General features: G+C 57.9%; 12 protein-coding genes. 5 read left to right on the top strand and 7 right to left on the bottom strand.

Translation table 11 applies throughout. The features are described 5' to 3' along the window. A partial coding sequence (locus MRY75_RS18595) for a hypothetical protein (RefSeq protein WP_292309504.1) occupies positions 1-226 on the bottom strand: 226 nt, incomplete at its 3' end. A gap of 93 nt (positions 227-319) precedes the next feature. On the opposite strand from MRY75_RS18595, the gene MRY75_RS18590 reads away from it, so the two are divergent. Beyond that, positions 320-991, top strand: coding sequence for an AzlC family ABC transporter permease (locus tag MRY75_RS18590; protein WP_292309503.1), 672 nt, complete (start codon positions 320-322; stop codon positions 989-991). Next, positions 984-1,289, top strand: a complete 306-nt coding sequence (locus tag MRY75_RS18585) for an AzlD domain-containing protein (RefSeq protein ID WP_292309502.1) — start codon at positions 984-986, stop codon at positions 1,287-1,289. The genes MRY75_RS18590 and MRY75_RS18585 overlap by 8 nt, the downstream gene beginning before the upstream one ends. Before the next feature lie 147 nt (positions 1,290-1,436). Here the strand turns inward: MRY75_RS18585 and MRY75_RS18580 are convergent, their stop codons facing one another. Further along, a complete protein-coding gene (locus MRY75_RS18580) occupies positions 1,437-2,345 on the bottom strand; it encodes a LysR family transcriptional regulator ArgP (RefSeq protein ID WP_292309501.1) in 909 nt (302 codons plus the stop codon). A 94-nt stretch (positions 2,346-2,439) separates the two neighbouring features. Between MRY75_RS18580 and MRY75_RS18575 the strand changes: the two genes are divergently transcribed. Then, positions 2,440-3,051: a LysE/ArgO family amino acid transporter gene (locus MRY75_RS18575; protein WP_292309500.1), complete on the top strand. Its 612-nt coding sequence runs from the start codon at positions 2,440-2,442 to the stop codon at positions 3,049-3,051. Positions 3,052-3,062: 11 nt separating this feature from the next. Then, positions 3,063-3,329, top strand: a complete 267-nt coding sequence (locus MRY75_RS18570) for a hypothetical protein (protein WP_292309499.1) — start codon at positions 3,063-3,065, stop codon at positions 3,327-3,329. Between the two features lie 232 nt (positions 3,330-3,561). Here the strand turns inward: MRY75_RS18570 and MRY75_RS18565 are convergent, their stop codons facing one another. The 3 genes from MRY75_RS18565 to MRY75_RS18555 form a co-directional block, all read right to left on the bottom strand. Beyond that, positions 3,562-4,191, bottom strand: a complete 630-nt coding sequence (locus MRY75_RS18565) for an RES family NAD+ phosphorylase (protein WP_292309498.1) — start codon at positions 4,189-4,191, stop codon at positions 3,562-3,564. Next, positions 4,188-4,973: a hypothetical protein gene (locus MRY75_RS18560; RefSeq protein WP_292309497.1), complete on the bottom strand. Its 786-nt coding sequence runs from the start codon at positions 4,971-4,973 to the stop codon at positions 4,188-4,190. Before MRY75_RS18560 ends, MRY75_RS18565 begins: the two co-directional genes overlap by 4 nt. A 510-nt stretch (positions 4,974-5,483) precedes the next feature. Then, positions 5,484-6,572, bottom strand: coding sequence for a sialidase family protein (locus tag MRY75_RS18555; RefSeq protein WP_292309496.1), 1,089 nt, complete (start codon positions 6,570-6,572; stop codon positions 5,484-5,486). A gap of 565 nt (positions 6,573-7,137) precedes the next feature. On the opposite strand from MRY75_RS18555, the gene MRY75_RS18550 reads away from it, so the two are divergent. Next, a complete protein-coding gene (locus tag MRY75_RS18550) occupies positions 7,138-7,782 on the top strand; it encodes a hypothetical protein (RefSeq protein ID WP_292309495.1) in 645 nt (214 codons plus the stop codon). 6 nt (positions 7,783-7,788) lie between these two features. Here the strand turns inward: MRY75_RS18550 and MRY75_RS18545 are convergent, their stop codons facing one another. Then, on the bottom strand, positions 7,789-9,114 hold the full coding sequence (locus MRY75_RS18545; RefSeq protein ID WP_292309494.1) for an APC family permease: 1,326 nt from the start codon (positions 9,112-9,114) through the stop codon (positions 7,789-7,791). Between the two features lie 48 nt (positions 9,115-9,162). Continuing rightward, positions 9,163-11,384, bottom strand: a 2,222-nt coding sequence (locus MRY75_RS18540) for a copper-translocating P-type ATPase (protein ID WP_292309493.1), incomplete at its 5' end; no start/stop codon positions are given.

The raw sequence follows: 11,384 nt of genomic DNA, 5'->3' as shown, positions 1-11,384 counted from the left end.
GAAACCCGGACGCCGACGTCGCGTGCGCGAGACAAAACCAAACCCCACGAAACTGCCCCCCTGAGCAAAAGTTCGCAGCTTCATGAATTATCCGGGATAAATCATCAAGTCTTTCGATGCGGTCTTTTTGAACGGAGCCAAAAGGTGTCCAGTCAGCGGTATTGACAAAATCGAGTGCCAATCTGCCCGCCACGGCTTTGAGGGGTGTGCCAGAGCTATAGGTCATACTCCAGTCTAACCAGAGTAATGGTTGACGGACAATTGAAAAGAATATCTAACCTTTCCTATGGTTATAAATTTACCTCACCACATTACGATCATGACCCCAAACGGTATCCGCCAGGGGATGATGCAACTTGCCCCTATTGCGATCTTCTTTGTCCCCTTTGGCATTGCCTTTGGGGTGGTAGCCTCGACGCGGGGGCTAACTGCGACCCAATCAATCGGCTTCAGTTTGCTTACCTTTTCCAGTTCGGCACAGTTTTCAACGTTGGAGTTTTGGCACGGATCGGTGGCGTGGGGCTCCTTGGCCCTCGCACTTTTCGCCATAAACACGCGAAATGTTGTAATGGGAGCTGCTTTGGCTCCGTGGGTAAACCTCATGCCGTTGCCACAACGCCTGCTCTCGCTCTCCCTTTTGAACGATGCCAATTTTGCGGGATGCCAGGCAGCGTTTCGACGTGGTGAACGCGATATGGGACTTTTGCTTGGCTCTGGCCTTGTCCTTTGGTGCGGTTGGGGGCTGGGCGCGGCTATTGGAACCTTGGCAGGCCCTGCATTCGGCAATCCAGCGGCTTATGGTTTTGATGTTGTTATGCTTTGTTTTCTGACGGCCATAGTGACGGGTATGGTGCTGGGTCGTCCTAAGGTGGCGGTTCGGTTGGTTCCGATCTTAGTGGGGGCGACGATCGCAGTCTTAACCCAGAGTATTCTACCGCAAGGATGGAATGTGATCGTCGGTGCCGTAATGGGAAGCCTCGTCGATGCCTGATGCATTTACTGGATGGGCGGCCATTTTGCTTGCGTCAGGTCTGACCCTCGCCTCAAGGCCCGCTGGGCCGTTCATAATGATCTGGCTGCCTATGTCGGCTCGAGTTGAGCGCTTTCTTGAAAACCTGTCGCTTTCAGTGCTTGCAGCCCTCGTCGCATCCATATTGATACGAGGCGGCTTGCGCGAAAGTGCTTCAGTTTGCGTGGCAGTCCTTGTGATGGCCCTTCTGCGTAAATCGATTTGGGCTATGGGCGCAGGCATGATCTGCGCAGCGGGCTGGACCTATTGGGTCGGCTAATTCCCTAGTAACGCCAATCGTCCCACCCATTGCCGACCTTCGGACTGCGTGACAATGCCGCGGCGCGGCTTCACCGAAGCGGTCGTTCGCGCGTCACGCAGCATTTTCCGACGGCCGAGGTCGGACAAAGCTGCCGTCGGTGTAGCGTCAAGATAGCGAGCTGAGTTCGCGCCGCGCTACCGAGAGGATTGACCGGGACAACTCATGAAGCTGGTCGGCGGCCAGTCGGTTGATCTGCCAGAACAGGTGCCGCTCCAGCAGCTTTCCAGGGAAAAGCTCGACGAGCTCCCCGCGCTCGAGGTGGGGCCTCGCGAGCTGCACCGGATTGAGGGCCCACCCCATGCCGGCGAGGCTCCCCTCGAGGAAGCTCTGCGTCGATGGGAGCCAATGGGTGGGTATTGACATGTCGTGCCCGAATACCTCCCGCGCCCAGACATTCTGGAGCCGGTCCCTCTGGTTGAAGGTGAGCGCAGGCGCGCGCTGGAACGCCTCCTCCGTGAGGCCATCGGGGAAGTATCGGGCAACGAAGTCGGGGCTCGCCGTCGCTTGGTAGCGGAGTGATCCGAGTGCCGTGACACGGCATCCTTGGACGGGGCGTTCGAGCGAGGTAACGGCAGCAAGTACTCGGCCGCGCCGGAGCCAGTCGGCGGTATGGTCCTCATCGTCTATAGCCACATTCACGAGATAGTCGCTGGCCTTGGTGAAGGACGCGATGGCTTCGGGAAACCAGGTCCCGAGGCTGTCGGCGTTGGTGGCCACGTTGAGGGTCACCCGTTGCCCGGTATCTTCAGGCCCGTAGAGCTCGGGCAGCTGCGCCATAAGGTCCTTCTCGAGCATCCCCACGCGGTCCATGTGCCGGCAGAGCGCAAGACCCTTGTCCGTCGCGGTGCAGGGCGTCCCACGCTCTATGAGCACCGCGCCAAAACGCTCCTCGAGATGCTTGATGCGCTGCGAGACGGCCGACGGGGTCACATTAAGCGACGCGGCCGCCCGTTCGAAGCTGCCGGTCCTGACGACCGCGGCAACGGCCCGGAGCGCTGCGTAGTCCACCGTCATTTAGATTATCTTCATTCGCATTAGATTCTTTAATTTTTCTAATTGCTCGCAACGGCATAGTCTAGGGCTATTCTTTCAGAGTGGAGGCCAGCACATGGATCTCGCAGTCTTCTTTACCGGCATGATGATGAGCCTCAGCCTCATCGTGGCGATCGGTGCCCAGAACGCGTTTGTTCTGCGGCAGGGGCTGCGGGGCGAGCATGTCCTGGCAGTCTGTCTCGCCTGCGCGATCTCGGACGCGATCCTGATCACCGTGGGGGTGACCAGCTTCCGGACCGTCTCCGAATGGTTGCCCTGGCTCGAGCCCGTCATGCGCTATGGCGGCGCGGCCTTCCTGACTTGGTATGGCGTGAAGAGCCTCATGTCTGCGCTACGGTCGAAGGAGGCGCTGGCCGCAGATTCCTCGCTGCCGAAGACCGACCTCTTCCGCACGCTGGTGGCCTGTCTCGCCCTCACCTGGCTGAACCCGCACGTCTATCTCGACACGGTGGTTCTTCTGGGAACCATCTCCACCCAGTTCACCGGCAGCCAAGGGTCCTTCGCTGTCGGCGCGGTTCTCGGGTCGTTCGTCTTCTTTTTTGCCCTCGGCTACGGTGCCATCAAGCTGCGCCCGGTGTTCGAGCGGCCGACGGCCTGGCGCATCCTCGAGACGCTCATCGCGCTGGTGATGTGGATCATCGCCTTCAAGCTGCTGGTCGGAACCTGAGAGGACCCGCGATGGACAACATCAACCACCTGCTCGTCGTCTTCACCGCCTATGTGTTCGCGGCCGGAAGCCCCGGTCCAAGCACCCTTCGGATCATGGGCGTGGCGATGAATCACGGTCGGCAGGCCGGGCTGGCGCTGGCTGTCTTTCCGGCGACGCCGCTTTCATGTTCGGTGGAGTTCGGCCGGGTATGGCAACCGAAGGCGCAGCCAAGCTTCGATGTCTATGACAGGGTCCCCGAACAAGGGTTCGTTCGCCGGTTTCGCATTGAGCCATGAGGCCGCTTTGCTTTGATCTAACGGCAAAGGCTCAGTCATCTGTTGTGGTGTCGACCTTTCGCAGTGAGTGATGTTGGCAACTGCCAACATCACAATTTCAGGTTTGGCATTCCCGCATTTTTTAAGGGCAGGGACATGGTTTGACCCATTCGGTGTGGTGAGACATGATTTGTCTGACGTCAGAACGAAGCAGGCTCTTGGGATGCATCACCTGCATCTTGTCGGGCTTGTACTACGGGGCCCCGAAGAGAGATTTCCCATGCCTGTCGAGAAGCGCACCGACTTCGGCAAGCAAATCAGGGAGCGGCGTGGTCTTGATCTCGTCGAGCAAGATGTCCGATTTTTCGAAGAGAGCGATGCAGGCCTCGGAAGGGTTGTGACGGGAAGAAAAGAGGATGCCATCTGGCTCCTCTGGGTGATCGAACAACGCATCGGACCACGCGCCACAAGGATCATATGGGCCTGTTGAAATCTCGGCTGTTGTCCCGAGGCGAGACAGGTTCTCGCCCATGGCCTCCACCAGGTGCAGATCACGGCTCGCTTTAAGGATCGAAAGGCTTCGCTCTTTCACGTCGCTGTAACTCACCGTCAGTCGCTGCGGATTGCGCAATAAGGTCTCGATCATGGCGGCATCAGGCCCGGGAGCGATATAGAGGACGCCAAAACGTCCACTCAGGCAGTCGAAACGAAAGCTTGGCGGATTGCCGGAGCCGGGGCCGTAGAAGATGGGTCCGAGTGTCGATCGATGGACGCGGTAAAGCGGTTCTCCAGCACGAATTTTCACGAGCGGAAGACTGCGCTTATGCAGATCCGGAGGAGGTGCGGGCGCCTCCCCTGTCGTGCCGCGCGGCGCCGTGCTCATGCGTATCCGTCACCATGTTGCTGCGCGACGTGACGCGAAACCGCTTCCGCATCTCCCTCTTGGATCGCTTGAAGCAATGTCCGACCGCGCAATGTGTCATCCCGGGAAAGCAGGATATCCAGGATTACCCAAGGATCATCATCGGCATGGGCCTGAAGAACTTCTTCGATCCCTGGAAGAACATCCTCTTTCCCGAACTGAAATGCGGGGTAGACCCAATCTGACGCCATCCGCACAGCAAGCAGCTTGTGTGCATTGCGCCGCTTGTCGATCGCCTGGCGCTTGATGCCCAGGAGATCTTCGACCTGCGAACTCGACAGCATTTCTCCGGCCATCTCCGTGAGCGTACGGCGATGGGCGATGGAACGTCCAACGGCGCCAGCGAGAGGGTCCGTTCGCAAGGACGGCTCGGAAATGCGCGGATCGCTCAAAGCGCGAGCCAGGGCTCCGAAGTCGGAGGGTGCGGCGAGAGTGGACACAACCAGATCCTTCGGCATGCTGCTGACCATCCGGTCCACGGCGCGCATGTATCTCATGAGGAGCACTTGGGTGATCTGCGCATCCACCTTGAAGTGCGTACCCATCACGGCCTGCACAAGCTCGTCGGAGCCGGACTTGCCCGACATGGCCGCCTGAAAGAAGGAATCCGGCATCTCCTTCGCGACCCTCTTGATCCATCTCTCGGATTGCGCGACGAACCTTTCCCGATCCGAAGCCATTGGCTCCGCGGACTTCGATGTCGGATTTGGAGCACTGGCATTATCAAAGGAAGCCGTTACCATGGCACCCTCCCCATGTTGGTTGCGCATATACCTTATATAGCGTCAGATCTACAAAAGCAACCCTAACCGCGGCCTCCTTCCTGCTTGGGATTGAGCACCCGCATGACATCTGAGTGGGTCCCGCACATCGTGCAGGCCGCCTCTTCGTGCCACTGCGATTCTGGATTCCTTAGCAGCGGCCCATTCACATCCTCCATGCAAGCTTCTGGTTTTATACAGAATTCGCACTTCATTTGTGAATCCACCCCGCGTACAGTTAAAAAACCGGTAATGAAGTTTATGTTAAGCTAAAGACGGCTATCCGAATCCGCACTCCAGGGCAACAATTCGTAATCAAATCACGCGGACAGGCCCGGAATGCGTGGAAACGGTAGGCTTCTACCTCAGACATATGCCTGAGCCTCAATGGTCGTGCCCAAGTTTTCGGTCGAAATCGTAGCCAGTTCATCTAATAAGTCTGCTTAGCGGTTTGCTAGGGCGAATGAGTTGTCGAACATCCCCTATAAGCCATCATTTGACTAACTCGACGGTTGCGTGTGCCAAACGCACAATCAGTGCGCCGTTCGCAGAACGCGAGGTCTCGTTCCATGCAATCCAAACATCCGCGCCTGACGCTACCATACGCGGAAAGCCTATCGTCCGACCCTTGCGCACTAGGGTCAGCGCAACTGGTGCGCCGCAGCCATCCGAAGGATTGGCGCGGCACACAAGGACAACCTCACCTGCGGCAGTCCGTTCGACCCAGCTGAAGAGTGCCGAGCCATCGGACAGCTGGACCACATCCACTCCGCCGAAGGGCGCGCCAAGGTCAATGCTCATCGGCACACCGAAGTTCGCACCCCGGTCGTCGGAAAACGCCATCCTGACGGCGGGGGTTTCGTCCGCCGCTGTGAACCACACCAAAGCGACTTGGCTGCCATGGGCGTCAATGGCAGGCCCATTCACCGGACAGCCTGAAATCTCCCACTCGTCGCCGCTGACCTCGACGGGCTGGGACCAGACACCGTCGACCTGTCGCACCAGAGAGATATCCCTGATCTCAGCTTCTGTCCGATCCCGATAGGCCAACAGAACTGTCCCGTCGTCCAGCGCGACGGCCGTGGTCTGACAACAGGTGCAGGTGCGTTCGTCGAGCAGGACTTCCTCCGATAGCGCCCCGTCTGACGAAAGCGTGGTTGAGCGCAGCTGCATTGCATTGCCTTCAGCTTCGGCGCCGCCTTGGCTGTCGACAATGTCGTAGTCTTGCCCGTCAAGCCACATAGCGGTTATCCCGCCAGACCCGTTGGACACAATCGACATGAAGCCGTGCTGCCGCTCCGATCTGTCCTGATGCGGCACAATCCCCGCGCTCCAAGATGCACCACTGTCGCGGGACAGAGAAATAACAGTGTCGTAGGCATAATAGCTGTCACCGCTCATGCGCGACCAACTGGTGACGAGCGTGCCGTCGGGCAGCGCGGCAACTGAGGGAAAGTCGGCGTAATTGATAAACAGATCGTCACTTTCCACGACTGCGACCGGTTTCGACCAGTCGGACCCGTCCAGAACTGCTGTCTTTACAGCGGCGCGCACGGGACCATTCGTCTCGATCCAAGACATCAAAACGCGGCCATCCGGCATCATAGCGAGGGACGGACTTTCCGCGTTCAACGCGGCCGGGGTGTCGAGCTCCTCAAGGGTCAAGAACACTTGTGCAGCAGCGGACACTCCGGAAAGCGACGATAGTGCTGCGCTGAGGACGCTGAAGATCAAGTAATGCTTCATCAAGGTGACCTTGTTGTGGGCAAAAAAACGATACATACCGCTGACAATTAATACATTTCACCATTCTCTGGACACACATGGATCGCCAATGGATGGTGTCAGTTTGATCCTGTGGTCGGTTTCCCTAGCCAAACGATATTACTCTTGGCGTCTCGACGGAAGGCACGGTGTTTAGGTGCGGAAAGTTTCAGTTGCGGACACCGCTGTCGGAGTTGTTGGCGCTCTTCGTCTAATTGCTTCTGCAGAGAAGGTGTGAAGTCGAAGGTAACCCGATTTGCATTAAACGGACTGACTAAGCGATTTCTGGTAATGCTTTGCTTTCGGCTTATCGCTTCACTCCGCCTTGGAAGACCGGGAACATGCCTGTTGACCTGCGGCGTCCATATGCCAGCCTGTTCATATGGATAGGTATTTTTCTGTCAGCATGCCGGCAGCTCAGTTTGTGAGAAATGTCCTGCTGTTTAGTTTCGCTTCATTACTGCCGGTTTTGATGCTCTACATCTTGCTGGCCCCCGGCTTTGCTCCGGCTCTCGCGGCCGGCGGACCGGCGCTTATGCGTTTTTTGCGCCAGGTCGCGACAAATGGTTTGCCCGTTGTTTTTGCGGTGAACTATGTCAGTTTCTACCTTTTTGCCATTACGAAGCATGCAAAAGCCGGCCCAGGTGACACGGCGTCTCTCGTGCTCGCAGACGTTGTACTCAGGGCCCTCCTCTTTCCAGGCCTCCACGCGCTTGTCTACTTTCTATCTGCCGACTGGTTCGGGTCATTCGGCGGCAATCGTTCAACGGCCTTGGCGGTCGTGTCCCCGACGCTTGCGCGTTCGGCGTTTTTCGAGAACATCTCCGGCGTATACCTTTACGCAACCATGATCAGCGCGTTGCCGCTATATTGTTCGGCTATCAGGCGGTCGGAAACTCTCAGACCGATTGTTCATCGTTTCCCCATGAAAACGGGCGTGATGTTGCTTGCTTTGTCTGCATTTGCCTCATCGGTCGGGCTTATTACGATTGGTGCACAAGCAATCACATTTCTTCAGGCAAGGTGATTGTTGCTAATCACCGTGGGCATGGGCGGCTTGCGGTGCCACCCATCGCGACAAGTATAAACGCTCGAATGCGAACACTGCGATCATCCCGACAGCGGCGTAGAGAACGATCATCGGGTCACTTTGAAGCTTCATCACGGCGAAGGCTGCCAATACGATTGCATCGAGCGACAGGGCAGTCAGAAGCACAATGCCGGAGGCGCCGAGATCTGTTCGACGAAAGCGGAACACACCCCAATGTATGATCATGTCCATAACAAGGTAGAAGAATGCCCCGAGGGATGCAATCCGGCCCAGATCGAAAAGCACGGCCAGCGTTGATGCGATAACAACGGTATAGACCAGTGTGTGGCGTTGGATTGGGCCGGACATACCGAAGTGGTTGTGTGGGATCATTTCCATGTCGGTCAGCATTGCCAGCATACGCGACACTGCGAAGACGCTGGCCAGAACGCCAGACGCGGTTGCGACGGCAGCCAAGATCACCGTCAGTATGAAGCCGGTTTGTCCTAGGGCGGGTTGCGCCGCTTGTGCCAGCGAATAGTCACGCGCGGAGATGATCTCCTCGATCGTCAGGCTCGAACCAACCCCGAAGGCGACCAAAAGGTAGACGACGACGCAGATCCCGATCGAGAACATTATCGCTCGTCCAACGTTGCGGTTTGGTTCGGTGACCTCGGCTCCGCTGTTGGTGATCGTCGTGAACCCCTTGAACGCGAGGATGGCCAACGCCGTGGATGCTATGAACCCGGTAATCCCGTAGGATTGAGACGTCTCGGTGGCGGCGGCGAATGCAAAACCACTGGACCAAAGGGCAGCGATGCCGAACAGAGCTATGCCTCCGATCTTAATCGCTGCCATAATCAGCGAGAACAGTCCAACCGAGCGATTTCCGGCGATGTTCACCAAAAAAGCGAACACAATCACGGCTACCGCCAGGACAGGTACCAGAGGTCCACCTTCGATATCGAAAGGGCGCAAGACATACGTGGCAAAGGTTCGGGCGACGAGGCTCTCCGCAATCACCATGCTGAGCGCCATCAGCAACGCGGCACCTGCTGCGATTGCACCTGGGCCGTAACACTTTTGCAGGATCATTGCGATGCCACCGGAGGACGGCCACTTGTTCGACATTCTTATGTAGCTATAGGCACTGAAGCTCGTGACAACTGCACCTGCGATGAAGGCAAGCGGAAAGTTCGGCCCGGCAAGTTGCGCAATCTGCCCTGTCAGCGCGAAAATTCCCGCGCCGATCATTACGCCAGTCCCCATCGCAATGGCTCCGCCGAGACTGATGGAGCCTTCGCGATACATCTCTTTGTCGCCCTGCATCAAATGATCCTTTTTACTTTTCCTTCGGAAAATACTGTTTCATTGACCCTAGATTCGAACGCTGCGAAGGCGCAGCGAATTGAGCACCACTGAGATCGATGAGGCGCTCATTGCAAAAGCGGCAAACATCGGACTGATCAAAATACCGAAGAAGGGAAACAGAACTCCGGCCGCGACGGGGACGCCAGAAGCATTGTAGATCAGCGCGAAAAACAGGTTTTGACGAATATTGCGCATGGTGGCGTGCGCGAGCTTTCTGGCGCGAACGATGCCATCAAGGTTGCCCCTTACCAGAGTGATGCCCGCGCTTTCGATGGCTACGTCTGCGCCAGTGCCCATGGCAATGCCGACGTCAGCCTGAGCCAAGGCCGGAGCGTCGTTGACGCCGTCGCCAGCCATTGCGACCTTACGGCCTTCTTGTTGCAACTCCTCGATGATCCGCGCCTTGTCCTCGGGCAGCACATCTGCCCGGATCTCGTCGATGCCAAGCCTCGCGCCAATCGCCTTTGCGGTACGTTCGTTGTCGCCAGTGGCCATGATTACCCGGAAACCGAGTGTTTTCAGCGCCTTGATTGCAGCAGGCGTAGCTTCTTTTATCGGATCAGCAACAGCGACAAGCCCGGCGATCTGGCTGTCCAGCACTACAAACATCACCGTCTCGCCGTCGTCTCTCCGGTCATTGGCCTTGAGGGTCAAATCGCCAGCCTCAAGGCCCAGGTCGCGGATCATTGCCAGATTGCCGAGGGCGACCGTCTTGCCATCGACGACGCCCTTGACGCCTTTGCCGGTTACGGCCTCGAAATCCTCGGCATTGGCCATCTTTACACCGCGCTCCTCGGCACCTTGGACAATGGCTTCCGCAAGCGGGTGTTCTGATCCGCGCTCCAGAGATGCGGCAAGGCGCAGCACGTCTGCCTCATCGTATCCGGTCTCAGGAAGGACGGCCACAAGGCGCGGTTTGCCTTCGGTCAGCGTACCTGTCTTGTCGACGATCAGCGTGTCGACCTTCTCAAACCGCTCCAGCGCCTCGGCGTTCTTGATCAGCACCCCGGCCTGAGCGCCCCGCCCGGTCGCCGTCATGATGGACATTGGTGTCGCAAGGCCAAGCGCACAGGGACAGGCGATGATCAGAACCGCGACGGCCGAGACAAGTGCGTATGACAGCGCGGGCACCGGTCCCCAGATTGCCCAAGAAACGAAAGAAAGGATTGCGATACCGATTACGGCTGGCACGAAATAGCCGGCCACTTGGTCAGCATACTTTTGGATCGGTGCTCGCGAACGTTGTGCGTTCGAGACCATTTCGACGATCTGCGCCAGCATCGTGTCGGAGCCGACTCGTGTCGCCTGCATCACCAAGCTGCCGGTGCCATTGATCGTCGCACCGGTCACAGGGTCGCCTTCGGTCTTTTCGACCGGTACGGGCTCACCGGAAATCATACTCTCGTCGATCGACGACCGGCCTTCCAAAACCACGCCATCGACCGGCACCTTGTCGCCGGGTCGAACGCGCAGTCGGTCGCCCACTTGAACGTGTTCAAGTGGGATCTCCTCTTCCGACCCGTCGCCTCGTATGACCCGCGCTGTTTTGGCCGCCATGTCAAGAAGCGCGCGGATTGCCTTGCCGGTCCCTTCGCGCGCCCGCAGTTCCATCACCTGACCGAGCAGCACGAGCGTCACGATCACCGCAGCGGCCTCGAAATAGACACCGACATGCCCCTCGACATCGCGGAACCCATCAGGAAAAACGTCCGGTGCCAGAACGGCAACAACACTGAAGAGCCAGGCAGCGAGAATACCCATGCCGATCAGGGAGAACATGTTGAGGTTCATCGTGCGGAAGGAAATCCAACCTCGTTCCAAGAACGGCCAGCCGCACCACAAGACCACTGGCGTTGCAAGGATCAACTCTATCCATTGCGTGGTGCTTTCACCGAAGAATGTCCGGACTGCGGGGAAACCGACGAAAGGCCCCATCGTAAGGACGAGGAGCGGGATCGTCAGGACCGTTCCGGCCCAAAACCGTCGTGTGAAATCCACCAGCTCGGGATTGGGGCCGTCATCACCGGGCACACCGGATTCCAGTTCCAACCCCATGCCACAAATCGGACACGCGCCGGGATCAGGTTGCCTTACCTGAGGATGCATCGGGCACGTATATATAGGACCCTCGTGGCCTGCCGGAACCAGATCATATCGGTCATCTTCCGGGTCGGCCCCTGCATGATGACCATGATGCTCATGTGCAGAATGGGTCTCCAAATCCGCTT

It is taken from the genome of Marivita sp., from assembly GCF_022763305.1.
Lineage (GTDB): Bacteria > Pseudomonadota > Alphaproteobacteria > Rhodobacterales > Rhodobacteraceae > Marivita.
This window is presented reverse-complemented; position numbering and strand designations above follow the sequence as displayed.